We start from the raw sequence: 25,296 nt of genomic DNA on the forward strand, positions 1-25,296 counted from the left end.
GCTTTTTCCATAGGTGCAGCACGGGGGTGGGGGACCCGCAGGCCCCACCCCCGGTGACCGCTCGCTAGCGGAGTAGGTAGTCGATCAGGCGATCCATCAGCTCGTTTCTCGTGGCCTGCCCAGTGACACCTTCGAAGCCGAAGCCCAGGTATGCGGTGTCCGACGTCGAGACTGCAGCGCCCTCCTTGATACCGAGGCCGCCGCGGCGGACCCAGTCGTTGAGGTTCGGGCCCTCGATGCCTTGTGGGTCCTGCGGCGCCCCGAGGACGGCCCAGCCGTCCAACGGGTCGGCATCGTCCTCGAACGAGGTGGTTCCCGCACCGGTGGAGACCTCGATGTCGTCGACGAAGACGCCCGGGAACTGCTGCAGGCCCCAGTCGCTCAGGACGGTGACCGACAACTCGACCTGCCGGCCGGCGTAGCGCGACAGGTCGATCTGCCACTGCTGCCAGCCCGACGAGCTGCCGTTGGCGGCGTGCCACTGCCCGGTCGTTCCAGTGTTCGAGCACGTCCCGGTGGCTGGGTCGAAGGTCTGGTAGTGGGTCAGGAACGGGTGTAGCACGTTGACCTCATCGGCGGGATTACTCCAGCCGTTGGTGCAGGCCATGTCGTTACTCAGATCGCTGGACGTGTGCCCGTTCTGATCTGGCAGCGTGGTCCAGTCGTCCTGGCCGACCGTGTGCGCCTCGACGATCATGTAGTCGAAGTCCAGCTCGAGGTTGTAGCTGGTCCAGAACGACAAGGTCGCGCCACCCGCCGGCACCGTGATGGTCCGGGCAAGCCGCTTGTACGCCTCGTCCGCCCGGTCCGACCACATGAACTTCTGCCCGCTGTGCGGGTCGAAGGGGCCCGCGATCCCGCTCAGGTACTCCGCCGCCGGCCAGCTGTCCAGGTGGGGGAAGCTGCCCGCCGGGTCGGTCACCTCCAGGAAGTCGCCTGTCGCGATGAACGACGAATCGACGGTCTGGTTCTGGGCGCTGTCGGCGCCGTTGCGCTCGAGGGCCAGGCCGGTCAGCGGATTGTCGATCCCGGAGATGGGGAACGGATCACCCGTGGTCGAGTCGAAACCGCCACCCGGCGTGGTGATCGCCGCACCGAAGACGTACTCGATCGGGTCGCCCTGCGAGTTGCCGGAGCCGGACAGGGCGAGGCAGCGTGCCAAGATGGCGGGATCCGCGCGGCACTGCCGGTTCTCGAACGGGTCGTACAGCTGCGTTCCCAGAGCCGGGGTGTACTGCTGGCCGGCGCGCTGGCCGGTGTAGGCCACCCGGCCACCCTCGTTGACGAAGTCGCGCACCTCGAGCAACTCCTGCATCGCCAGCCGCGACGCATTGCCCGGGCCCCAGCCGCTTTCGCGGGTCACGATGTCGTCTCCGGTGTACCAGAGGACGGCGTCGTAGTGGCTGAGCACCCCGAGGTTGTCCGGCGCTGTGCGCCCGCGCGCGTCGACGTCGTACACGTCGTACTCGATTCCCTTGGCGTCCAGCGCGTCCGTGTAGAAGGACAGGTACTGCGGCGCCGTCACTCCCGCCTTCACCGGAGACGCACCGGTGTAGTCCTCGGCCGCGAGGATCAGGACCCGCCGGCCGGTGTCGGATTCGACCCGGTAGGTGAACGAGTCACTGCGCGCGCCGCCGCCTTCGAACCACACGGTCACGTTGTCGCCGACCGACGCGCCTGCCACCTGGCCGCGGACAACGTGGTAGTGGGCGCCGTTTCCAGGCCCGTAGCGCTCACCGCCGGTCCATTCGGACGTCGGCGCCTGTCGTACAGGCCCGCCGGCGATCTGGTACTTCAGCGTCACGGCGCCGATGTTGTGCTGTGCCAGCACCCGGACCTCCTGCGGGTCGCCGTAGGAGACGGCGAACCGGAAATCGAACAGCGACTGCTGTCCGTTCTGTGGGTCGACGTCGTCCTGGTCGAGGTAGAACGGCGCGGGCTGGATGCCGACCGGCGACGCGGGTTTCGTGGGATTGACCGCCGACCGGGCCAAACCAAGGTGGAACGGCAGGGTCTTCTCGAACTCCGCCTGGATCAGCGCCTCGTCGTCGGGGAAGACGAAACCGGACCCGGGGGCCCCTTCGCCCAGCTCGGGGGTGAAGGCGATGGTGCCGGCACTGGTGTCGGCGTAGTCGGTGGTCTCGCCGTTGGTGACGTAGAGCGTGTCAGCCGACTGACCGGGGTTGAAGCCCGGGATCGCCGGCCGCGCGTCCGTGCCGCCGAGCGCGACGTAGAGCGGGTTGTCGGCGTCGGGCGTGCCAACCTGCCAGCCCTGCGGGTACAACAGCCATTCGCCGTACGAGTGAAGGTTCGACTGGAACCTCGGCCTGACGCGGTCGATCAGCCCCTGCATCGCGCGTGTCTCGGGCTCAGACGCCGGGCCTGGACCGCGATAGGTCTCCTCGGCCGGGTTCGGCGAGGAGCCCTCGTTGTCGTAGCCCCAATGCTCGTTGAAATTGCGGTTCGGATCGACCCCGTCGCCGACAGTGATCTGGCCGTCACGGTTGTTGTCGCGCACGTTCTTCCGCCACAACCGCTCGCTGTCGAACGTGTACTCGTACCCGTCGGGGTTCGCCGCGACGACGAACCACAACTCGGTCTGCTTCAGCAGACCCCTGATCTCCCTGTCGTTTGTCCGCCAACGGTCGACGAAATGATGCAGCAGCCGGCGGTTCACCTCGAGACTGATCCACTCGCGAGCGTGCTGCAGCGACGAATACAACACCGCCGGGCGGGATCCGTCGGGCACGTCGCGCGCCCCCTGGGTGAGCTTCAACCCGATCAACTCGCGGCCCTGATGCGACCGGCCGAGGACCACGAGCTTGACCAGCTGCGGATTCCGGCGCGCCACGTCGTACAGCTCGTCCCGGATGCCACCCGGTTCGTCCCACGACCGGTAGACGTTGTAGCCACCCTGCGCTTGGGCGGCAGCCTGCTCCGAGACAGTCTGGCCCTTCTTGTTGCGTTTGACTGTGACCTTCGCGCCGGAGCCGGCCAACTTGTCTCGCTGGCCTTGCGTGAGAACCGCGTCGGCCTTGATGCCTGATGCGGTCTGGCGCAGACCCGCGAGCTCGAGCCCGGGCACGGCTTCAGCGATCCTGTCGGCCGGCCCCTCAAGCGTGTACATCTCGAGCGGCGCATCCGGCTGCCGAGCAACGGCGGGGAACGATACCAAGCTCAATACGAGGGCGGCTACAGATACCACGGCGGCACGTCTCAAGGACATACTGAACACCCCTCCATGCATGGGCGGGCGTCCCCGGCGAGCGCTTCGCGAGAGGCAGCCAACGTGGGGCTTCCGACCAAGGACGCGCGCCAGCCTGGCCGCAACGCTACTCCCGGAGCACTGCGCCAGCAATGCTCAACGACTCGTAACGTGAACGCCCCCAAAGCAGGGCAATCAGGCGCATCACCAGCACGGGTAGGGTGCGGCAAAATGCAGCAGCCGGAGCAACCAGCACAGGCCACGGTGTACCAATTGCGACCCGAGCCAAGCCTGCAACGACTGCTGCTGACCATGCTGCCCCGAGTTCGCAACGAGGATCCAGACCAAGCCCGGGCTGGATTGGGCGACCTGCAACTTCACCGTGAGTGACCTCAGCCAGGCTCGATCGGACTTGGAGGGCCACGGATGCCAACCAACTGCGATCGAAGGGTCGCCTGACATCTGTCGCTTCTTCACCATCAAGGATCCCGACGGCAACACCCTGCTGGTAACCGACCGCTAGGCACAGAACGAGCGACACGGCTTCAAGCTGTGGTCAGCGGCCTTTGGAGCCGCGCTTTTGCGTGGGCGGGCGGGCGCGTCAGCGCAGTGACGGTCCGGTGTCAGGACGGGCGGTGATCTTGGGGCCATGGCTAGTTCAATGAGCGCGGCCGTGGGGTTGCGGAAGACGTATGAGGGTCCGGAAACGACTACTGAGAAGGGCAGGGGGCGGATGCCGCGGGGCATTCGGCGGATGGCGGGCGCGGTGCTGGCTGTTGCGTTGTTGGTTGGGGTGGGGGCGCCTGGGGTGGCGACTGCGGAGGGCAGGCGCGTGCCGTTGGCGGATGGTGGGCAGGGGCGGCCGGAGTTGCAGGAGGCGATTCAGGAGGTTGTGGACTCCGGGTTCGCTGGGGTGCAGATGCGGGTGAACGATGAGCGCGGGGAGTGGGTTGGTAGCGCGGGGGCGCGCAAGTTGGGGGAGGGGGCGAAGCCGTCGACTAGTGGGTGGTTCTGGGTGGGGAGTGTTACCAAGAACTTCGTCGCGACGCTGGTGCTGCAGTTGGTGGCTGAGGGGAAGGTCGGGCTGGATGGCTCGGTGGCGGGTTATCTGCCGGAGTTCAAGTTGGACCGGCGGATTACCGTGCGGATGCTGTTGCAGCACACGAGTGGGTTGTTCAACTACACGGGCGAGTTCTACGACGACGGGACGTACGTGCCGGGGATCCCGGGGGCGGGTAAGGAGTGGGTGGATAACCGGTTCCGTACTTACCGGCCCGAGGAGCTGGTACGGCTGGCGTTGTCCAAGCCGGCGAAGTTCGCGCCGGGGACGAACTGGAGCTATGCCAACACCAACTACACGCTTGCCGTGCTGCTGGTCGAGAAGGTCACCGGCCGCTCGTACGCCGAAGAGATGAAGCGGCGGATCCTGCGGCCGCTCGGGATGAAGGGGACCGTGGTGCCGGGCAACCGGACGCAGCTCCCCGGGCCGCATGCTCACGGCTACTACCGCTACCAGGACGCTGGGCAGTGGAAGACGGTCGATGTCACCCGCCAGAACCTCTCACTACTGGCAGGCGCCGGTGACATGATCTCGACCACCGAGGACCTCCACACGTACTTCTCCGCGCTGAATGGCGGCAAGCTCCTCCCGGCCCAACTGCTGGCCGAGATGCGTAAGCCTCACCCCAAGAGCGGCGACTTCCACTACGGCCTCGGGTTGTTCGTGCAGGACCTGGGCCCGGAGTGTGGCGGCACGACCATCCTCCACCACAACGGCGGCCCTCCCGGCGGCTACGGGGCACTGATGGTCAGCACGCCTGACGGTCGTAAGACCCTGACCGCCTCGATTACCACCGGAGACGCGGCAATCGACCTCGCGACGGAGTTTTGGAAGGCGTTCAACATGCTGGCCAAAGAGGTGTTCTGCGGCGGGAAGGCCGCGGGCTGACCTGACGGGGTCAAGGTGCTCAGGCGACAAGCTGAGCACCTTGGCCCCGTACGCATCCCTTGTGTCAGGGCGTGTCAGGAGGATGGCGGGGGCGTGGCAGGCCGGGTGCCGATAGTCATCGCATGACCAACAACAGGAACCTCGCCGCAATCGCACTCGCGACCGCGCTCGTGGTCGCCGGTACTCCCGCCGCAGTCGCGACCGCCGCGACCGCGAAGCAGACAACCGAAATCTCCGATGGGCTGACGCAGCCCGTCTTCTCCTACAAAGACGCCATCCGCGAGCACGTCCGGGTGCAGTCGCCGGCCGACAGCGACGGCGACGGCAAGAAGGACCTGATCCGGGTAGACATCATCCGGCCGAAAGAGAGCAGCTCCGGGCTCAAGCTCCCGGTGATCATGCACCAGAGTCCGTACTTCGACACCCCCGGCGTCGGCTTCGAGCTGGACCACAAGAAGTACGACGCCAACGGGAACCTCACGAAGTTCCCGCTGTTCTACGACAACTACTTCGTCCCGCGCGGCTACGCGTACGTGTCCGTCGACATGAGCGGCACCAGGTTGTCGGAGGGCTGCCCGACCTCGGGCGGCCCGTCCGACGTACTGGGCGGCAAGGCGGCCATCGACTGGCTGAACGGCCGGACGACCGCGTACGACGCCAAGGGCGATCCGGTCAAAGCCACCTGGACCACCGGCCGTACCGGCATGATCGGCCATTCGTACGAGGGATCCCTCGCCATGGGAGTCGCCGGCACCGGGGTGCGGGGTCTAGAGACGATCGTGCCGCTCGCGGGCCCCAGCAGCTGGTACGAAATGTGGCGCGCCAACGGCACCCTCACGGATTTCAAGGGCGGGCAGGAATGGTTGGCCAAAATGGTCGACGCGGATCCGGACGAGAAGTGCGCGGCGGCGTACCAGCGCATGACCGAGGGCTCGGACGACGAAACCGGCAACTACAACGCCTACTGGCGTGAACTCGACTACCGGACCGGACCCGTGTCGAGTGTGCGCAACGTACGCGCCAGCGTCTTCTCGGTAGTGGGGATGCAAGACCGGAACGTGACGGCCGACCAATTCTCCACCTGGTGGGCCGGGCTGCCCCACGGCGTACAGCGCAAGGTGTGGGTTACGCAGTACGGGCACCTCGATCCGTTCTGGGCCCGCCGCGAGGTGTGGGTCAACACTCTGCACAAGTGGTTCGACCACGAATTGATGGGCGTACCCAACGACGTCATGCGGCAGCCGCGCGCCGACGTACAGCTCGGCCCGGACCGTTGGATCGCCCAAGCCGACTGGCCGGCGCAGACGCGGACGACGACCCTGCGACCGCAGCAGGACGGTTCGCTCGCCAGTAAGCCGTCAGCCGGGACCGGTAGCTACACCGAGACCCGCCAGACCGAGATCGGGATGGCCGGCGACCCCGGCACCACCAACCCGTACCGGCTGGCATTCCTGACGCCTGCCCTGAAGAACGCGACGCGGCTGTCCGGTACGGCTTCGGTGAGCCTACGAGTCAAGCTGGACATGCCGACTGCCAACCTGGGCGTACTGCTCGTCGACTACGGTCAGGACACCCGCATCCACGGCGTCGATCCCGCTGGCGGGCAAGGCCTCAAGCTCATCGAGGGCAAAGACTGCGTCGGCGAGAGCACGGCCGATGACAGCAGCTGCTACCTCAGGGCCGCCGACAACACGGTGACCTCCGGCTTCCAGGTGGTCGCCCGCGGGTTCATGGACGCGCAGAACCACAAGTCACTGAGCCACCCGACACCACTGAAGCCGGGCAAGTCGTACCAGATCACCTGGTCGATGCTGCCGCAGGACTACGAGTTCAAGGCGGGACACCGGCTGGGCCTGGTACTGACCGGCACCAACGCCGACGTCACCGAAGCCGAAACCGGCACCGGGACCAACGTCACCGTCGACCTGTCCGGCACCTCGGTCTCACTGCCCCTGGTCGCAGGCACCGCCAGCGGAGGCTAGCCCCGATCGGACGTCAGACGTACGGTCGCGGCCAACGTGGGTCGCGACCGTACGCACGACGGTCACTCGCTGCATCCTCCTGGCCCTTGGGTTGTCCCGGGAACGTGGCGAGTTGTGGCGGTGTAGACGAGTTGTCCGCTTGTCGGGCGACTAGTTGTGCCAGCTGCTTTAGTTACGGGCCGGGGAGTCCTCATGTATCTGTTCAGGAGCATCGTTCTGTGCGCTTGCGGCGTGGTGATCGCCGGTTGTGCCTCGACGCCGGACCGCGTCAACAGCGCGGACGAGCGACCGACTATCACCAGCAGCACACCGGCCACTGGGGCTGTCGGAACAAGAATCGACGAGCTGCGGGTCGGATCGGTCACTGTGAGGGTCCAACCCAATGAGACCCGCACTTCGGTTTCCGTGCTGGGCGGCGCCAGCCGACAGGTGGAGGTTGACGGGCGGTGGGTGCTGCCGCGCGTCGTGGCGAACGGCCCGTCAGAAGGCGCGACACCTGACGGCGCTCTGGCCGTGCTCGCCGAAGCCGAGGCCGAAGCCGGTAGTCCCCGGGGTCGCGTGAGTCGGTTCATGGTCGTCGATCTGAAGGCGGCGACATCGGAGCTGGTTGAACTGGATGGTGACTTCACGTACGACGCCTGGTCACCGGACGGATCCCTGATCTACTTCATCGAGCACCGAAAGCCGGCCGGCTCGGGCAAGTACGTCGTACGCGCGTATGACCGGGTGGCTGCGGCTCTGCGTCCTGATGCGGTGGCAGACAAGCGGACGCTCGGTGAGGAGATGGCCGGCCTTCCCATCGCGCGCGCGGCGGGGCGAGGCGGACGCAGCGTGGCGACGCTGTACGTCCCCCATCCCAGCGGGGCGCATGGCGCGGGGCACGAGGGGCTCGGGCGTCCGCACGGGCCGTTCGTCCACCTGCTGTTCGCGGATACCGCGTCGGCCCTGTGCGTCGACCTTCCGGCCGAGGTCGGGCGCGGCTGGACCTTTGCCGTTGACGGGAAGGTCCTACGCATCTCGCGGGCCGGCGTTCCGCGCGCGTACGCGATCGACCTGGAGTCCGGTGCGCTCACCAGTAGAGCCAACTGACCTCAACCGTCGAAAGCGGGAGACAGGCGGAGCGCGGCTAGGGTCGGGGTATGAGTGGACACTTCAATCCACCGCGCATGTGGGCGCCCAACGGACGTGCCTTCTCCCAGGGAGTCGTCCAGCCTCCCGGACAGGTCATCCACGTAACCGGTCAGGTTGCTTGGGATGAGGACAGCAACGTGGTCGGCATCAGCGACGCCGGGATGCAGCTGGAAAAGAGCCTGGACAACGTCCGGATCATCCTGGCAGAGGTCGGCGGCACGCTCGCCGACATCGTCAGCATGACCATCTACTTCCTGGATCGCGGCGACCTGCCCGCCATCCAGGAAGTGCGTGCCCGCCACTTCCCAGCGGCTACCGCTCCGGCGAGCATCCTGATCCAGGCCGCGGGGCTGGTCGCGCCCGAGTTGCTGGTCGAAGTCGTGCCGATCGCAGTTGTACCGCTGTCGCGATTCCGCGAACCCCAAGCAGGCGGCCGGCTCTCGTAAGGCATTCGGACGCGCGGACGTCCAGGTCCACGCGGTGACAGCTTTTGGCTTCGTTCGGCCTGTTTCGGCCATCGTGTGGACCTGGCGGTCCGTCCGACATGTCCCTTCACATCGCAGTCTGAGCACGGGATGGTCGGACAAACCTGTGGAGGGGCGGTTCGCCAGTAGCCTGGGGGTATGGGGCTTGATCAGGCGTTGGTCGACTGGTTGCTTGATAGCGATCCGGCGTTGCGATGGCAGGTGGAGCGCGACGTTGTGAGGGCACCGCGGCCGGCGTGGGAGGCGACACGGGCCCGGATCGCGACGGAGGGTTTCGGGGCGAAACTGCTTGCACTGCAGGATCCCGACGGGCAGTGGGCCGGTGGAGCGTACTTCCCAGGTAGTTCCGACGGCCCCGATGCGGCGGAGGCAACTCACGACCCCGAGACGACCGAGGCGACCGAGGCGGCGGGGGAGGAGGGGCAGCCTTGGACGGCGACGACGTGGACGCTGAATACCCTGCGCGACTGGGGCCTCGACGCGACCGCGCTCGCCGGCACGGCCGAGCTGCTAGCGGCGAATAGCCGGTGGGAGTACGACGACCTGCCGTATTGGGATGGCGAGGTCGATTGCTGCATCAACGCGTACACGCTTGCCAACGGCGCCTGGCTCGGAGCGGACGTCTCGGGCATCGCCCAGTGGTTCGTCGACCATCGTCTCCAAGATGGCGGCTGGAATTGCGAATGGGTGGAAGGCTCGACCCGCTCCTCGTTCCATTCCACGCTAAACGCCCTGAAGGGCTTGCTGTACTACGAAAACGCGACCGGCGGAAGCGACGCGTTGCGGGAGGCCCGTAGAGCCGGCGAGGAGTACTTGCTGGAGCGCCGCCTCCTCCACGCCCGGTCGACGGGGGAGCTCGTCGGGCCGTGGGTGACGCGGTTCGTCTACCCGTTCCGCTGGTTCTACAGCGTGCTGAACGCGGCGGACTACTTCCGCGAAGCAGCGCTGTACGACGGCATCACGCCCGATCCCCGCCTGGCGCAAGCGATCGAGGTGATCCGGGCCGCCCGCCTCCCCGACGGCACCTGGCTCCAGGAAGGGCGCCACCCGGGACGCGCCTGGTTCGAGATCGACGTACCGCCGGGCGAGCCTTCCAGGTGGCTCACGTTCTACGGCACGCGCGTGCTCACGTGGTGGGACGGCCAATTGCGCGTTAGTCCCATTCCCAAGTGATGCCGATGACGCCGGGGTCGGTGGAGGGGGCGACGACGTGGACGCGGCCGTCGGGGCTCATCATCAGTTCGCGGTTGACGGTGTCGGGGGCGCTCGTCCTCCGCCAAAGAAGGCGCACCACCTAGCCGGGCGCGAAGAGGCCCTTTCGACGAACCCGGGAAGGGCCTCTCTGTGCGCTATATAAGACGTGTGGCCAGTCATGAGCGCGTGCGGGAACTCGTCTATGGGGCGGTTCGGAGTCCTGATGAGCCAGGCATTCGGGGTGCCACGGCGCGGGAGTTGGTTGAGTTGGAGGCGCGTCTTGGTAGGGCGTTGCCGGCGGAGTTGGTGGAGTTTCTGGGCATTTGCCGGGGTGCCGTGATCGGGCCTGGCGGCGTGTTCGGTCATCGGCCGGATAAGTCGTACGTCGATCTCCCGGCCGTCCGCACGCTCTATCCCGAATGGCAGGCCGGCGACTGGTTGCCCATTGCCGGCGACGGGTGCGGCAACTACTACATGCTGCTCGCGGACGGAGCGGTCGGATTCGTTGACACGATGGCGGACCCGGGCGTGATCGAGGAAGTTGCGGCTCCCGATCTCTTCACGTTCATCGAAGGCCTACTGGCAAACGACCAGGCGCCGGAAGACCCCGCGACACACCCGGGTTAATCTTGACTCATTCCAGAAAACAGGTAAGACTTCGAAGGTGCCCACCACCCCGGAGTTAGAGCAGATGCTGCGCGGGGCCGCCATGCGGGTGACGCGTCCGCGGCTGGCTGTGCTGACCGCGGTGTACGCCAATCCGCACGCCGATACGGACTCCCTCATCGGCGCCGTGCGGACGGAGTTGCCCGCGGTTTCGCATCAGGCCGTGTACGACTGCCTGCACGCGTTGACCGCCGCGGGGTTGGTAAGGCGCATCCAGCCATCCGGTTCCGTGGCCCGCTACGAGTCGCGGGTCGGCGACAACCATCACCACGTCATGTGCCGGTCGTGCGGCGTCATCGCCGATGTCGACTGCGCTGTCGGTCATGCCCCGTGCCTGACCGCGTCCGGCGACCACGGCTTCGAGATCGACGAGGCCGAGGTCATCTACTGGGGCCTCTGCGCCAACTGTTCCAACGCAAGTACCCCCTGACCTGCCAATTCCCGGAAGGATCCTGATGTCTGAGAACCACCAGCCGCTGCCAGCCGAAGCCAGCGAGGAGAGCCGAGGCGAGGAGAACAACGCGAGCCAGGGCGGTTGCCCGGTCGCACACGGCGCCGGCGCGACGCACCCGACCAGGGGCAGCGCCAACCGGGGCTGGTGGCCGAACCAGCTCAACCTGAAGATCCTCGCCAAGAACCCCGCCGTGGCGAACCCGCTGGGCGAGACGTTCGACTACGCCGAGGAGTTCAAGACCCTCGACCTCCCCGCCGTGAAGCGGGACATCGCCGAGGTGCTGACCACCTCGCAGGACTGGTGGCCGGCGGACTTCGGCCACTACGGCCCGTTCATGATCCGGATGGCGTGGCACAGCGCCGGCACCTACCGGATCACCGACGGCCGGGGTGGCGCCGGTGCCGGGCAGCAGCGGTTCGCGCCGCTCAACAGCTGGCCGGACAACGGCAACCTCGACAAGGCCCGTCGGCTGCTCTGGCCGGTCAAGAAGAAGTACGGCCAGAAGCTCTCCTGGGCCGACCTGATGATCCTCACCGGCAACGTCGCGCTGGAGTCGATGGGCTTCAAGACCTTCGGTTTCGCCGGCGGTCGTCCGGATGTCTGGGAGCCGGACGAGGACGTCTACTGGGGTCCGGAGACCACCTGGCTCGACGACGAGCGCTACAGCGGTGACCGCGAGCTGGAGAAGCCCCTCGGCGCGGTTCAGATGGGCCTCATCTACGTGAACCCGGAAGGTCCGAACGGCAACCCGGACCCGCTGGCGGCGGCTCGCGACATCCGCGAGACCTTCCGCCGGATGGCGATGAACGACGAGGAGACCGTCGCGCTGATCGCCGGTGGGCACACGTTCGGCAAGACCCACGGCGCGGCCGACCCGGAGAAGTACGTCGGCGCCGAGCCCGAAGGCGCGCCCCTGGAGGAGCAGGGCCTCGGCTGGAAGAACAGCTTCGGCACCGGCAAGGGTGGCGACACGATCACCAGTGGTCTGGAGGGAATCTGGACGAACACCCCGATCGAATGGGACAACAGCTTCTTCGAGATCCTCTTCGGCTACGAGTGGGAGCTGTTCAAGAGCCCGGCCGGTGCGAACCAGTGGCGGCCGAAGGACGGCGCCGGCGCGGGCTCCGTGCCCGACGCCCACGACCCGTCGAAGCGGGTTGCGCCGACTATGCTGACCACCGACCTCTCGCTGCGCTTCGACCCGATCTACGAGCCGATCTCGCGCCGCTTCCTGGAGAACCCGGCCGAGCTCGCGGATGCCTTCGCGCGGGCCTGGTTCAAGCTGACGCACCGCGACATGGGCCCGATCCAGCGCTACCTCGGTCCGGAGGTGCCGGCCGAGACGCTGATCTGGCAGGACCCGCTGCCCGCGCGGACGCACGAGGTCATCGGTGACGCCGAGATCGACGCGCTCAAGGCGCAGCTGCTCGCGTCCGGCCTTTCCATCTCCCAGCTGGTCTCGACCGCGTGGGCGTCGGCATCGTCGTTCCGCGGCAGTGACAAGCGTGGTGGCGCCAACGGTGCGCGCATTCGCCTCGAGCCGCAGAACGGCTGGGAGGTCAACAACCCGGACGAGCTGCGTACGGTGCTGAGCACGCTCGAGGGCATCCAGACGTCCTTCAACGCCGGCGGCAAGCACGTTTCGCTCGCCGACTTGATCGTGCTCGGCGGCTCCGCTGCTGTCGAGGCGGCTGCCGGCAAGGCTGGGTACGACGTGGTGGTGCCGTTCACGCCGGGCCGGGTGGACGCGTCGCAGGAGCAGACGGACGTCGAGTCGTTCGTACCGCTCGAGCCGGCCGCGGACGGGTTCCGCAACTACCTCGGCAAGGGCAACCGCCTGCCGGCCGAGTATCTCCTTCTCGACAAGGCGAACCTGCTGACCCTGAGCGCGCCCGAGATGTCGGTTCTCGTCGGCGGTCTGCGCGTACTGGGTGCGAACTACCAGCACTCGCACGTGGGCGTTCTCACCGACAACCCCGGGTCGTTGACCAACGACTTCTTCGTCAACCTGCTCGACCTCGGCATCGAGTGGACGCCGACGTCCAAGGACGCGGAGACCTTCGAGGGCCGCGATCTCGCGACTGGTGACGTGAAGTGGACCGGCAGCCGGGTCGACCTGGTCTTCGGTTCGAACTCCGAGCTGCGTGCGCTCGCCGAGGTTTACGCGAGCGACGACGCGAAGGGAAAGTTCGTACAGGACTTCGTCGCGGCGTGGACCAAGGTGATGGAGCTCGACCGCTTCGACATCTGATCCCCGTAGTCAGATAGGAGAGGCCCTTCCCGAGCGAATCGGGGAGGGCCTCTTTGCGCTATTGATGCTGCGGGAACGGCGGCGGTCCGAGGATCTCGATCGCGCCGGTCTCGATCGCGGCCGCGCGAATCCGATCGAAGTCGACGGGTGCGGGCGGACCGCCGGCCACGAAGGGCTCACTCGCCATCCGGTAGAACGCCTCGTTGTTCCCGGGCGTCTGGAAGGCCAGCATCCGCGCCGTGGGTGACGTGACCATGAAGGCGTGCGGGATACCTCGCGGAATCGCCGCGATACTGCCGGTGCCGAGAGTTCGCTGGTCGCCATCGACGTCCAGCAGGACCTCGCCGTCGAGCAGGTAGAACGTCTCGTCGGTCTCGGGATGGAGGTGCATCGGCGTCACTTTGCCGAACTCCATCTCGTCCTCGAGGACGAGGAACATCCCGCCGCTTTCTTCGGCCGTCACCTTCCAGGTGAACAACCCGCCGCCGCAGAACCAGGCCCGCTCACCTTCGCCGCTCGCGCGCACCGTTACCGCAAGTGTTTTCATGTCAGCCCCCTTAGCTTAATGGGACTGGAGTCCCATAACGAAACTACGGTACCATCTGGAGTGTGTCAACGTCTTACGAGCAGTCGGGCCGAGTCCAGCAGAAGACGCGTACCCGCAATGAGCTGATCGCGGCAGCGCGTGAGCTCATTGCGCGCGGTGGCGCGACGCCGACGGTCGAGGAGGCGGCCGCCGCGGCGTCGATCTCCAGGACGACCGCCTATCGGTATTTCCCGAGCCAGAAGGCGTTGCTCGCCGCGGCCCATCCGGAGACCGAGGCGACTTCCCTGCTGCCGGAAGGTATTGGCGACGACCCGGCGGTCCGGCTCGATGCCGCGGTCGCGACGTTCGTACGATCGGTGATCGAGTCCGAGCGCCAGCAGCGGACGATGTTGCGGCTCTCGCTCGACACGGACACCGCGCCGCACGAACTGCCGTTGCGCAAGGGCCGGGCGATCGCCTGGTTCGAGGATGCCCTCAGTCCGCTGGTGCCGCGGTTGACCGCCGAGGGTGTGCACCGGCTTGCCGTCGCGCTACGCAGCGCGACTGGTATCGAGTCTCTGGTCTGGCTCACCGACGTCGGCGGCCTCAGTCGCGATGAGGCCGCCGAGACAATGAAGTGGACCGCTCAAGCCTTACTGCATCACGCGCTGACGGTCGCCCCGCCCGCATAAGTTGCCTGGTGCGACGTGCTCCAGAGCCAGACGGACAGCCAGCCGACCGCGAGGGCCAGGAGCAGCAGGCCGGCTTGCAGGGCTTCCTCCGGTACGGCGGCCCGCAGTGATACCGGCACGACGCCGACGGCCCACATGACCAGGGCTGCGCGCGGCGGGCCGTCCCGGTGCCAGAGCGACGCGGTGAACAGCCAGGTGCTGACCAGGAACAAGAGCGAGGTCACGGTGAGCGCGATGCCAAGAGGGCCTGCGCGGAGTTCGGTAACCGTGGCGCCGTCCAGCCGCGGGAAGACGAGATTGAGCACGAACTCGACTCCAACCAGCAGCGCGACCGCGGTGAAGTTCAGGCCGAACGCCACCGCGCCGAAGTGACCGCTGCGCCGGCCGACCCGGACGAAGAGGGCCATCACCAGCCCCAGCGCGAGGACTTGTGCCAGGGGAGCGACGAGTTGGGTCGCCGGACTCACCGGGATCACGCCTGCGCGTTTCGCGGTGTTGACCGTGATCACCAGCCCGCTCAGCAGGCCCGCGATCGCGGCTGTCCGGTAGAGCGTTGATGAAGTCATCTGGGTTCCGCCTCTCTGAATAACGTGCGTTATGGATAACGCTTGTTATAGTCAGCGCATCGGGTCTCGACCGCAAGGGCCGTGACCGGAACGTGTTGTGAACGGGAGTCCCATGCCGCGCAGTGACCAGCCCGATATCCGCGAGCGCCTGCTGATCGGTGCGGCCGACGTGTTGGTGGCAGACGGGATCGAAGGTCTGACCGTGCGCCGGGTGGCGGAGGCGGCTGGGCGTTCGACGATGTGCGTTTACACCAAGTTCGGCAGTCGGCGTGGATTGATGCACGAGGTCTTCGCCCAGGCCGAGACGAGTCTGGCGGCCGCGATGGAGAAGGCCAGACCGGTCGACGGTGATGCCGCACTCGGCCTGGCCGCGGCGTACCGGCGATTCGCCAAGCGCAACCCCGCGGCGTACGCCCTGCTCTTCGAACACCCCCTACCTACCCTCGACATCGACGAGTCCCTCCGCCGCGACGCGATCGCCCGCATCGTCACCCTTATCGGCCAGTCCAGCGCGGGGTTCGACGAGCAGTCGGCCGTCGCCATCTGGGCCCTGATGCACGGCCTCATCGCCGCCGAACGAACCCAACCAGCACCACCGGGCGGCTGGGAGTCCTACTACCTGACCTCGATCGGCAACGCGAACGGATCCGGAGTGCGAGCATGAAACTGACACGGGCCTGGATCTACGGCGGCGGTATCTACGTACTCGGCATCACCCTGTTGATGGCGATATCGACCTACTCCGACAGCCCGTCGCTCTACGTATGGGCGCTCCTGGCATCGCTGCCGCTAGGGGTAGTCGCGTACGTGCTCAGTTACTTCGCGTTCGTCGCTGTAATGCTGCTCGGCGTCGACCCGACGAGCAGCAGCCCGCTCTGGCTATCACCGGTACCCCTCTGGACGATCGCTGCCGCGGGCAACGTTGTGCTCGGGTGGCTGGCTTGGTCGGGTCTCAAGTCGTCCTGCCTGCCCCGCCTCCTGTCGTCTCGCTGGTGCCGGTCGGGTTTGCGGGTGTCGTAGTCTCGGGGTGTCCGTTGTGGTTGCCGGTCTGTGGTTGTGAGGTTTGACGTGCGCTTTCATCACGATCGGGTCCCTCAGCAGGACCTTGCGTTCAGTGACGTGTTCCTGGTGCCGAACCGTTCGGGGATCGCGTCCCGGCTGGACGTGGACCTCTCGACCAACGACGGCAGTGGTACAACGATCCCGGTCGTCGCGGCGAACATGACGGCGGTTTCCGGGCGGCGGATGGCCGAGACGATCGCCCGTTGCGGTGGACTGGCCGTCATCCCGCAGGACATCCCGGTCGACGTGGTCGCCGACGTCGTGGCGTGGGTCAAGGAACGGCACACGGTGTACGACACTCCGCTGACGATGTCGCCCAACGGCACCGTCGGCGAGGCGCTGAACCTGTTGCCCAAGCGCGGCCATGGCGCCGTCATCGTCGTCGACCAAGGCCGTGCGGTCGGCGTGGTGACCGAAGCCGACTGCCAGGGCGTCGATCGGTACACCCAGCTCGACGCTGTCATGTCCCGCGACCTGCTCGCGCTTCCCGATGGCATCGCCGCCGAGGATGCGTTCGGTCAGTTGTACGACGGTCGCCATCGCCTCGCGCCCGTCGTCGACGAAGGCGGCCGCATCGCCGGGATCCTCACCCGCCAACGCGCCCTCCGCTCGACCCTGTACCGGCCAGCCGTCGACGCGGCAGGCAAGCTCCGGGTCGGCGCGGCCATCGGTATCAACGGAGACGCCGAGCAAAAGGCGAAGGCCCTGCTCGACGCCGGTATCGACCTCATCGTGATCGACACCGCGCACGGTCACCAGGAGCGCATGCTCGACGTATTGCGCATCGTCCGATCCCTTGACCCGCAGGTGCCGGTCGTCGCGGGCAACGTGGCCACGGCCGAAGGCGTTGTCGACCTCGTGGCCGCCGGCGCCGACATCGTGAAGGTGGGCGTTGGTCCCGGAGCCATGTGCACCACGCGTATGCAGACGGCGGTCGGTCGCCCGCAGTTCTCCGCCGTACTCGAGTGTGCGACCAAGGCGCGAGAGCTCGGCAAACACGTCTGGGCCGACGGCGGCGTCCGGCATCCCCGGGACGTCGCGCTGGCCCTGGCCGCGGGGGCGTCGAACGTGATGATCGGGTCTTGGTTCGCCGGCACGTACGAGTCGCCCGGTGACCCGCAGCGTGACGGCGACGGGCGCATCTACAAGGAAAGCTTCGGCATGGCGTCGGCGCGCGCGGTGCATCTCCGTACGTCGGACGAGACGCCGTTCCAGCGTGCGCGCAAGGGGTTCTTCAGCGAAGGCATCTCCACGGCCCGGATGTACCTCGATCCCGATCGCCCGAGCGTCGAAGACCTGCTCGACTCCATCGTCTCCGGCATCCGCAGCTCCTCCAGCTACGTGGGCGCCACCACGCTCGCCGAATTCCACGACCGCGCTGTTGTCGGCATCCAAAGCGCCGCCGGCTACTCCGAAGGCATGCCCGTCGGCACGAGTTGGTAAAGGCCTAACTTTCCGGCTCCGCGCTGCATCGTGGGGAGTGAGGGAAGGGGCGGAGCCATGAGGCTTGTCGGCGTACTGGCGGTTGTCGGGCTGGGGCTTGCGGTGGCGGTGCCCGCGCAGGCTGATCCGGTGGGGTCGGTCGACCTGGATCGGGTGGCGAGCGAGCCGCCGGTCATCAGCGTGCTGGGGGCGTCCGCGGCCGGGGTGCTCTACCGCATCCAGACCATGGATCAGGACGTCCTTCGCGACGGGACGACCTGGGTGAAGCCCGCCGGGGCTGCGCCGTACCGGGTCGACAACAAGTTCAACCGGCTCTCCGGCAACAAGGTCTTCGGGCGGTTGGGCGTGGGGTATCCCGTCCAGTACCAGATCATCGGGACGCCGACGACGCTCCGGTGTGACGCCAGTCCGCAGCCGGCCAGTCCACTCGGCACCGTGTCGGACGTCTATGCGCCGTGGGGCTGGATCAGCGACGACGGCCACCGGGTCGAGGCGAGTGCCACCGGCTGCCAGATCACCGCGAAGTATGCCCAGCTCAGTTCGCGGAGTCTTGCCGCGGCCGACGACCAGGGCTTCGTGACGTTCGAGCCCGTCAACAACGTCAAGAAGATCGTCTATCGCACGTACGCCGACCCGACCACGCTCCACGTCGTAGCTGATGGCGGCAAGGCGCCCATGTACCCGCAGGGCTTTGCGTTGTCCGGTAAGACCGTGACGTGGAGCCAGCTCGACTACGACACTGTGCCGATCAAGGACACGTCGTTCGTCATCCGGTCGACCGTCGACGGCAGTGCCGCTCCCGTGGTGACGTTCCTGGACCGATTGGCCACGAGTACGTCGATCCTGGGGGACAAGACAGGTTGGGCCGGTTGCTACGACGGCTACAACTACCCACCGGCACGTTGCAGCGCTGGGACCTTGCTTGCCGACGGCAGCCGCACGGAGTCGCCTCTAGCCCGTACGGCGGTCTCTGACGGCAGCAGGTTCCTCTTCGACACGTACGGCGCTTCGCCCGGGATAGACGCCGGTACGACGATCAACGCCACCACGCGAACTAGGGTCATCACGGTCGGCCTAGTCGCCCCCGAGGCGTACGCCGTCGCACTAGGTGCCTCTGGCGTGGCGTACGTCGATACGCAAGGCCCGAGTGTCTCCGTAACCCGTCGGGCGTACAGCCGATCGGGTAGTTCCGTAGGCCTCTACCCGCAGGTGCAGGTAGTTCCCGAGACAGTGCAGCGTGACGTGGGCCGGGATGGCCGCAGGACGGCGTACGTCGACAAGAGCTTCAACGTCTGGGTAGTGACCGACGACGGCGTACGGACCAGGGTGTTCGCGGCAGCCGACGGAGTGGCTCGGGCGTCGACTGGTCTGACGTTGTCGGGTAGTCGACTCCTTTGGGCTAAGGCGAAGTACACGGGCATCCAGTGCGACCCGTCGCCCGTGTGCGGTCCGACGTACCACGACGTGGTCCTGATGCTGACGGATCTCCGCACCAACACGAGCACGCAGCTCGCCATGAACGCGTATGGCTCGCGCACCAGCTTGTGGGGCAGCTATCTGGCCTGGCGTGACAACAACAACGCCATCTACCGCAAGGACCTCTCGTCTGGGCAGGTGCTGCAGGTCAAGGCCGGCGGAGGCGTTGGAGTCAACAGCTTGGACGTCCACGGCGACTACGTCGGCTGGTCGACCTGTGACAACTCCTGGCCGTGTGGAAGCTCGGTGATCGCCTATCGCAACATGGCGACGCGTACGGCGGCAGTGGTTCTCGCGAGCTCTGGGACGAGCCGGGTGAAGTTGTCCGACGGACACCTCGCGTACGACGTTCAGACCGCGGGAACGCTTACTGCCACGCTGAAGGTGCTCCGGTTGGGAACACGTACTACCGGCGTCGTAGGCCCGATCTACATGGACAAGCCGTTCGACGTGTTCGACGAGACGTTGGCCTGGATCAACCCGGACGGCATCGCGCGGATCGGCCCCAACTCGCCGTACGTCGCTCCGCCCAGGTATCTCGGCAACGCGACGGGCGCCTCGACCTTCCGGCCGAGCGCGGGCCGGAGCTGGCAGCCGGAGTTCGCGATCAGCAAGGCCCTCCCGACCTGCGCGATCACCATCAAGTCAGGCACGACGGTACGGCGAACGCTGTCGTGCGCCACCTCGGTCGGCTCCGCCCGCGTCGTCTGGAACGGCCGGGACTCGTCGGGCCGCCTCTTGCCCGCGGGCAAGTACGCCTGGACCCTGACCGGCCGGGACGCCGACGGCACCCTGCGCTGGTGGAACGGCAACACGGCCCCCATCGCCGGCACGGTCACGATCAGCTAAGCATTCACCCTCATCTCATTGCAACAGGCCGTTTGCATTCACCGTCAAAGCCATTGCAATCGCCAACAAAACAAGGCGAATCAGCGTTTGACGCACACTCGAATGGCCCGTAGCCTTCAAGAAATTCTGAACGCTTGAAGGTGGGGTCGACAGTGAGAGTGCTGGACGTCGAGGGACTGCGAATGCGGTACGGCACGACGGATGTGCTGCATGACGTGACGTTCCAGGTCGAACGAGGAGAGGTGCTGGCATTACTCGGGCCGAACGGCGCGGGTAAGACCACCACGATCGAGATCCTCGAGGGATTCCGGATGCGCTCGGCCGGTCGCGTCGACGTACTCGGCACCGATCCGGCGTACGGCGACGAGCGGTGGCGGGCGGGCGTTGGCGTCGTACTGCAGTCGTGGCGGGATCACGGCAAGTGGCGCGTGCGGGAGCTCCTCGATCACCTCGGGTCGTACTACCGGGCGTACGCCAGTGCGACGGTCCAGCGGCCGTGGAACGCCGATGAGCTGATCGAGGCCGTCGGTCTGACTTCGCAGGCGAAGCAGAAGGTGAAGTTCCTGTCGGGTGGGCAGCGGCGACGGCTGGATGTTGCCATCGGCATCGTTGGCCGACCGGAGGTCTTGTTCCTGGACGAGCCGACGACCGGGTTCGACCCGGCCGCACGGCATGACTTCCATGACCTGGTGCAGCGCCTGGCTCGTGAGCAGGGCACGACGATCCTGCTCACCACGCATGACCTCGACGAGGCGGAGCGGCTGGCCGATCGCATCGTCATCCTGGCCGGCGGTCGCATCATCGCGGACGGCTCGTCCGACGAGCTCGCGCGCCGGATCGCCGGGCAGGACGAGGTCCGCTGGACTCGCGATGGCCAGGCGTTCCAGCAAAGGACGGGTGAGTCCACCGCGTTCGTGCGCGAATTGTTCAACCAGTACGGCGAATTGATCGGTGACCTCGAGGTCCGGCGGGCATCGCTGGAGGCCACCTATCTCAGCCTCGTCCAGGAGAGTGAGACCCGATGAACCTCAGGATCGGCTGGCGGCGCGGCCTGATCGAGCTGCGGCAGTCCTTCACCAACAGCGCGGACCTGGTCAGCCACTTTCTCTGGCCGACGATGATGCTGGTCGTCATGTTCTTCCTGCGGGACAACGACTTCGGCGATACCGGCTTCCTGCTCGGAACCCTTGCCCTGCCGAGCATTCTCGGGATGAACGCGGCACTCGGCATGGTCAGCATGAGCCAGCAGCTCACGGCCGAGCGCGAGGACGGAACGTTGCTGAGGGCAAAGGCCACGCCGGGTGGAATGCAGGGCTATCTCGTCGGCAAGGTGGTGTCCGTGGCCGGCTCGACGATCGCGGATCTGGCCATTCTGCTGATTCCCGCGCTGTTCATCGTCGAAGGGCTTTCGCTACAAGGCGGCTGGCTGACCTTCGTGTGGGTGCTGGTGCTCGGTCTGGTCGCGACGCTGCCGATCGGCGCGGTGCTCGGGTCGCTCTTCACCAGCGCGCGGGCGCAGGGCCTGGTGCAACTGCCCGTGCTCGCATTGATGGGGATCTCGGGCATCTTCTACCCGATCACCGCGCTGCCGGAGTGGGCGCAGTGGATCGCCCAAGGGACGCCGATCTACTGGCTGGGTCTCGGGATGCGCTCGGCCTTTCTCCCCGACAGTGCGGCCGCGATCGAGATCGGCGAGTCCTGGCGGCACCTCGAAACCCTTGGCGTACTTGGGGTTTGGGCGATCCTCGGTCTGCTGATCGCGCCGGTGGTGTTGCGCCGGATGGCTCGCCGCGAATCGGGTTCGACCGTCGCCAGTCGTCGCGAAAGAGCCTTACAGCGCGTCGGTTGAGCCCAGGTTTGTCTGCAGCCAAGGCGTGATGACGGGGAGGATCGTCTTGGCCTGCATGGTTTGCATGTGATCGAGGCCTGGCAGGATCTCGACCTGCCAGCCGAGTCGTTCCAGCTCCGCGCGGTTGGCGATGACCGGCGTGCCGATGGCGACGTGGGCGTTGCCCCAGCGCGGGCCGTAATCGATGTTGTCCGCCTCGCCGACCACGCAAAGCCGCGGACAGGTGATGCGGTCCTGGACGGCTCGATCGTCGAAGTCTCGCAGCGACTCGTACAGCGTGACGAACTGGCGAGTCTGCTCCTCGCTCAAAACCATGGTGGCGCTATCCCAATCACCCGGTACGGCCTCCGCCTGTTCCGCGGGCGGGTTCTTCGCCTGCTCGTAGGTGGCGAGCGTGACCTTCAGCATCGCGTCGTACGGCCCGTCGATCGGGGGATAGCCGCCCATCACCAAGGCGTTCAGCCGGTCGGTCCGGATGGCGAGTTGCAGTCCGGCGAGCGCCAGCCAGGAATAGCCGTAGTACGCGAAGTCGTCACATCCGGCGGCGTCGGCCACGGCCAGGAAGTCGTTCGCGATGGCCTCGGCGGTCAGCGTGTCGGCCTTCGGGTGCGCCTGGACGTGCCCCTCGTAGTCGAAGGCGATGACCCGGAAGTGCTCGACCAGGGTGTGCGTCAGCGTATGGCCGAGGGCCGGATCGGCACCCCAGGCACGCATTTGCTCGGCGGCTGGTCCTTCCTCCGCCGGGGCCGGGTTGACCGGCAGTAGTAGATCCGGGCCGGCGCCGTGGACCTCGAACTCGAGTTCGGCTCCATCGTGCAGAACGGCGATCACGTCACTCCAATCTCTTTACGCTGTAAACCGTTATACCCTAACACTTTACGACGTAAGGAGAAAGATGCCCGAGTACGCCGGCCAGGGTGATCCCGCCCGCACGCTTGCCCTGCTCTGGGGCCGGCCTGTCCCGGGCGCGCCATCGGGCGCATCGGGCGCATCGGGTTCATCGGGCAAGACGGCGGGCAGGCGCGGGCCGAGTCAGGGGTCGAGTGTTGCCGAGATCGTCGCGACCGCTATCCGGGTCGCCGATCGCGACGGCCTGTCCGGGCTCTCGATGCGGGCCGTCGGGCGGGAGCTGGGCCGGACCGCGATGTCGCTCTACACGTACGTGCCGAGCCGGGCCGAACTGCTCGATCTCATGTACGACGACGTGCACGGTTCGCTTGCCCTGGGCAACCACAAGCCGTGGCGCAAAGCGGCCCTCGAGTGGTGCCGTTCCCTGCGGGCCATCTACGTCGAGCATCCCTGGGTGTTGCAGGTGTCGTGGGCCCGGCCGGTGCTCGGGCCGAACGAGCAGACCGTTCTGGAGGCGTTGCTGCGGATTCTCGCGGCAGCCGGTTGCCCGATCGAGGCGCGTCCGGCGGCGACGAGCGCGCTGTTCAGCATCGTGCGAGGCGCTGCCCAGCAGGCGGCCGAGGCGAGTCGTGCCGCTGACGCGACGGGCCAGTCGGATCCGCAATGGTGGGCCGCGCGGGCTGCTGCCTTCCAGGAGGTCGCGCCGGATTTCGCCGAGAGGTTCCCCGAGTCGACCGCGATCGCCGCCCACCAGGCCAAGGGCGGCGGCGACGAGCCCTGGGTGCGGGCGGCCGAGCTCGCCTTCGAGGGCGCGGTATCACTGGTCCTCGACGGCATCACCAAACTCAAGCCGTGACACCGCGGCTAGAGGGCGTCCGGGTGGGCGAGGGTGATCTGGAGGGCTGACGCCATCGCGGCCGCGACGGCGAGGTGGTCGGTGGGGGAGGTGTTGGCGATCGTCGCGCCGCCGAGGCTGCCGATCCCGCGCGTACCTTCCCACTGGCACTCGACGAAGACGGCCTTGTTGGCAGTAGCGTTCGAGAATTCGGCACCACTCAGATCGCAACCGCGAAACACCGTGCCGCCGAGCTCGGCCGAGACGAAGTCCGCGTTGGTCAGCCGGCAGTCGATGAACTCGACCCGGCTGAACTTCGCGAACCGCCAAGAGCTCAGATCCAGAATCGAGTCCCGAATCGTCACGTGCTGCAGGGACATCGTCGGCGCGGACATACCGGTCAACCGGCAAGAGAGGAACTCCGTGCGCACCGCGGACGAGTCGGCCCAGCGCGCGTTCGCGAGATCGCAGTGGTCGAAGACGGTGTCCGAGATCGTCAGCTTCTCCAGCTCGGACCCGGCCAGCCGGCACTGCGTCCACCGGCAGCCGGTCATATCGACCAACCGCCCGGACGCCGCGCCAAGGTCCAGCTCGGTCAAGGCGAGATCCTCGAGAAACGCCTCATCGCCCAGCTCGTCAACCGACAACGCGACCGCCCTCAGCCCATCCCGCAACCTCGGCGCCGCCACCTTAACCACCCGTCGAGAAGCCATCGCCGACATCTTTGCATTCATTCGTCGGAATCCGCCCTCCAGCCAAGGCATGCCTGTGCAGGTCCGCCGGCGGAGGAGGGCGGATTCCGACGAATGAATGCAAAGTGTGGTGGGCGCTCGCCCTTTGGTCACAAGGGACCGATGAACCGCGACGCGCCGCGTCACAAGGGACCGATGAACGGTATACCGGCGCGCCGGCGCGCCGGTGGCCGGTGGCCGGTGGCGGGTGGCGGGTTAGCGGGCGGCGCCGACTATGGCGGAGTGTTCGGTGTTGGCGGTGACGGTGATCGGGATGGGGATGCCGAGGGCCGCTTCGAAGGCTGGGCGGGTTAGGTCGAAGGCGCCTGAGATTGCGCCTCCGAGGACGACTGCCTCCGCGCCGAAGGACTTGAGCCAGGGCGAAAGGGCTTCGGCTAGAGCGATGAAGGCCGTGTTGAGTACGTCGATCGCCTGCCGCTGGCCGGATTCCGCGCGCTCGGCGATCTCGCGCACGCCCGGCAGCTCCTCGCCGGTTGCCCGCTCGTATGCCGCCACGATGGCCCGATGTGACATGTGGTCCTCGATCGGTGGCGTTACCCGGAACAGCTCGCCGTTGGGCGGTACGTCGGACCCGGCGCGGATCGCCTTTCCCTCGCGGAGAAAGGCAGACCCGACGCCGGTGCCGAGTGTCACGCCCACGCACGACGTACGGCCTCGCGTTGTTCCGGCGGTCCACTCGCCGACGGCGAAGGCCTCGGCGTCGTTGACGAAGCGCAACGCCGTACCGGGTAGGTCGAGGGCTTCGGCGAGGCGCGCGCGGAGGTCAACGCCGTACAGCGCGTCGAACTTCTGCACCCCCTGGTACCAGGCGACGCCCGCCGTGTAGTCGAACGGTCCGGGCATCGCCAGCCGCAGCCCGTCGGTCAGCACCGCCCGCCCGGCCGCGGCCAGGTCGGCGACGAGCTGGTCGGCCGGCGCGTGTGGATCGAGCGACGAGCGCGCGACGATCTCGACGGACCAGTCGGACTGCCGGACCCGGGCGGCGGTGACATGACTGCCGCCGATCTCCAGCACGCCGACGGGAAGTCCGACTGGAACACCGACGGGAGCACCGGTGGAGGCTTCGGTAGTGAGGGGCACC

General features: G+C 67.1%; 22 protein-coding genes. 16 read left to right on the forward strand and 6 right to left on the reverse strand.

All coding sequences use genetic code 11. The features are described from left to right. Positions 1-64 precede the first annotated feature (64 nt). Positions 65-3,226: a M14 family metallopeptidase gene (locus OG394_RS34045; RefSeq protein WP_328991292.1), complete on the reverse strand. Its 3,162-nt coding sequence runs from the start codon at positions 3,224-3,226 to the stop codon at positions 65-67. Positions 3,227-3,854: 628 nt separating this feature from the next. Between OG394_RS34045 and OG394_RS34050 the strand changes: the two genes are divergently transcribed. The 8 genes from OG394_RS34050 (at position 3,855) to katG (ending at position 13,316) form a co-directional block, all read left to right on the forward strand. Beyond that, positions 3,855-5,153: a serine hydrolase domain-containing protein gene (locus OG394_RS34050; RefSeq protein ID WP_328991293.1), complete on the forward strand. Its 1,299-nt coding sequence runs from the start codon at positions 3,855-3,857 to the stop codon at positions 5,151-5,153. Between the two features lie 122 nt (positions 5,154-5,275). Then, entirely contained in the window at positions 5,276-7,135 is a 1,860-nt protein-coding gene (locus OG394_RS34055) for a CocE/NonD family hydrolase (protein ID WP_328991294.1), read from the forward strand. A 192-nt stretch (positions 7,136-7,327) separates the two neighbouring features. Continuing rightward, a complete protein-coding gene (locus OG394_RS34060; RefSeq protein WP_328991295.1) occupies positions 7,328-8,224 on the forward strand; it encodes a hypothetical protein in 897 nt (298 codons plus the stop codon). A gap of 50 nt (positions 8,225-8,274) precedes the next feature. Beyond that, the gene (locus tag OG394_RS34065) at positions 8,275-8,712 is read left to right on the forward strand and encodes a RidA family protein (protein WP_328991296.1); all 438 of its coding nucleotides are present in this window, start codon (positions 8,275-8,277) and stop codon (positions 8,710-8,712) included. Between the two features lie 177 nt (positions 8,713-8,889). Further along, positions 8,890-9,924 (forward strand): squalene cyclase, encoded by a 1,035-nt coding sequence (locus OG394_RS34070; protein ID WP_328991298.1) that lies wholly within the window; start codon positions 8,890-8,892, stop codon positions 9,922-9,924. Positions 9,925-10,113: 189 nt separating this feature from the next. Continuing rightward, positions 10,114-10,572, forward strand: coding sequence for an SMI1/KNR4 family protein (locus OG394_RS34075; protein WP_328991299.1), 459 nt, complete (start codon positions 10,114-10,116; stop codon positions 10,570-10,572). A 64-nt stretch (positions 10,573-10,636) separates the two neighbouring features. Then, positions 10,637-11,041 (forward strand): Fur family transcriptional regulator, encoded by a 405-nt coding sequence (locus OG394_RS34080; protein WP_328996896.1) that lies wholly within the window; start codon positions 10,637-10,639, stop codon positions 11,039-11,041. A 25-nt stretch (positions 11,042-11,066) separates the two neighbouring features. After that, positions 11,067-13,316: a catalase/peroxidase HPI gene (katG, locus tag OG394_RS34085; RefSeq protein WP_328991301.1), complete on the forward strand. Its 2,250-nt coding sequence runs from the start codon at positions 11,067-11,069 to the stop codon at positions 13,314-13,316. Between the two features lie 58 nt (positions 13,317-13,374). On the opposite strand, the gene OG394_RS34090 is transcribed toward katG, so the two are convergent. Next, positions 13,375-13,863: a quercetin 2,3-dioxygenase gene (locus OG394_RS34090; RefSeq protein WP_328991302.1), complete on the reverse strand. Its 489-nt coding sequence runs from the start codon at positions 13,861-13,863 to the stop codon at positions 13,375-13,377. Between the two features lie 62 nt (positions 13,864-13,925). Between OG394_RS34090 and OG394_RS34095 the strand changes: the two genes are divergently transcribed. After that, positions 13,926-14,534: a TetR/AcrR family transcriptional regulator gene (locus tag OG394_RS34095; RefSeq protein WP_328991303.1), complete on the forward strand. Its 609-nt coding sequence runs from the start codon at positions 13,926-13,928 to the stop codon at positions 14,532-14,534. Here OG394_RS34095 and OG394_RS34100 read toward each other — a convergent pair. Beyond that, entirely contained in the window at positions 14,504-15,100 is a 597-nt protein-coding gene (locus tag OG394_RS34100; protein ID WP_328991304.1) for a hypothetical protein, read from the reverse strand. The genes OG394_RS34095 and OG394_RS34100 overlap by 31 nt on opposite strands. A gap of 112 nt (positions 15,101-15,212) precedes the next feature. Here OG394_RS34100 and OG394_RS34105 point away from each other — a divergent pair, with 112 nt between their 5' ends. The 6 genes from OG394_RS34105 to OG394_RS34130 all read left to right on the forward strand — a co-directional run bounded on the left by OG394_RS34105 (position 15,213) and on the right by OG394_RS34130 (position 21,779). After that, positions 15,213-15,764 (forward strand): TetR/AcrR family transcriptional regulator, encoded by a 552-nt coding sequence (locus OG394_RS34105; RefSeq protein ID WP_328991306.1) that lies wholly within the window; start codon positions 15,213-15,215, stop codon positions 15,762-15,764. Continuing rightward, positions 15,761-16,120 (forward strand): hypothetical protein, encoded by a 360-nt coding sequence (locus OG394_RS34110; protein ID WP_328991308.1) that lies wholly within the window; start codon positions 15,761-15,763, stop codon positions 16,118-16,120. The genes OG394_RS34105 and OG394_RS34110 overlap by 4 nt, the downstream gene beginning before the upstream one ends. A 48-nt stretch (positions 16,121-16,168) precedes the next feature. Then, positions 16,169-17,605: a GuaB1 family IMP dehydrogenase-related protein gene (locus OG394_RS34115; RefSeq protein ID WP_328991309.1), complete on the forward strand. Its 1,437-nt coding sequence runs from the start codon at positions 16,169-16,171 to the stop codon at positions 17,603-17,605. 57 nt (positions 17,606-17,662) lie between these two features. Continuing rightward, entirely contained in the window at positions 17,663-19,930 is a 2,268-nt protein-coding gene (locus tag OG394_RS34120; protein WP_328991310.1) for a hypothetical protein, read from the forward strand. Between the two features lie 152 nt (positions 19,931-20,082). Next, positions 20,083-20,955, forward strand: coding sequence for an ABC transporter ATP-binding protein (locus tag OG394_RS34125; RefSeq protein ID WP_328991311.1), 873 nt, complete (start codon positions 20,083-20,085; stop codon positions 20,953-20,955). After that, on the forward strand, positions 20,952-21,779 hold the full coding sequence (locus tag OG394_RS34130) for an ABC transporter permease (protein WP_328991312.1): 828 nt from the start codon (positions 20,952-20,954) through the stop codon (positions 21,777-21,779). The genes OG394_RS34125 and OG394_RS34130 overlap by 4 nt, the downstream gene beginning before the upstream one ends. Here OG394_RS34130 and OG394_RS34135 read toward each other — a convergent pair. Then, positions 21,762-22,610, reverse strand: coding sequence for an alpha/beta fold hydrolase (locus tag OG394_RS34135; RefSeq protein ID WP_328991313.1), 849 nt, complete (start codon positions 22,608-22,610; stop codon positions 21,762-21,764). The genes OG394_RS34130 and OG394_RS34135 overlap by 18 nt on opposite strands. A gap of 64 nt (positions 22,611-22,674) precedes the next feature. Here OG394_RS34135 and OG394_RS34140 point away from each other — a divergent pair, with 64 nt between their 5' ends. Continuing rightward, positions 22,675-23,484 (forward strand): TetR/AcrR family transcriptional regulator C-terminal domain-containing protein, encoded by an 810-nt coding sequence (locus OG394_RS34140; RefSeq protein WP_328991314.1) that lies wholly within the window; start codon positions 22,675-22,677, stop codon positions 23,482-23,484. 8 nt (positions 23,485-23,492) lie between these two features. On the opposite strand, the gene OG394_RS34145 is transcribed toward OG394_RS34140, so the two are convergent. Both OG394_RS34145 and OG394_RS34150 read right to left on the reverse strand, forming a co-directional pair. Further along, complete coding sequence (locus OG394_RS34145; RefSeq protein WP_328991315.1) at positions 23,493-24,176, reverse strand: pentapeptide repeat-containing protein; 684 nt, start codon at positions 24,174-24,176, stop codon at positions 23,493-23,495. Positions 24,177-24,410: 234 nt separating this feature from the next. Beyond that, positions 24,411-25,295: an ROK family protein gene (locus OG394_RS34150; RefSeq protein ID WP_328991316.1), complete on the reverse strand. Its 885-nt coding sequence runs from the start codon at positions 25,293-25,295 to the stop codon at positions 24,411-24,413. Position 25,296: the final 1 nt, after the last annotated feature.

The sequence above is a fragment of the Kribbella sp. NBC_01245 genome, from assembly GCF_036226525.1.
Classification (GTDB): domain Bacteria; phylum Actinomycetota; class Actinomycetes; order Propionibacteriales; family Kribbellaceae; genus Kribbella.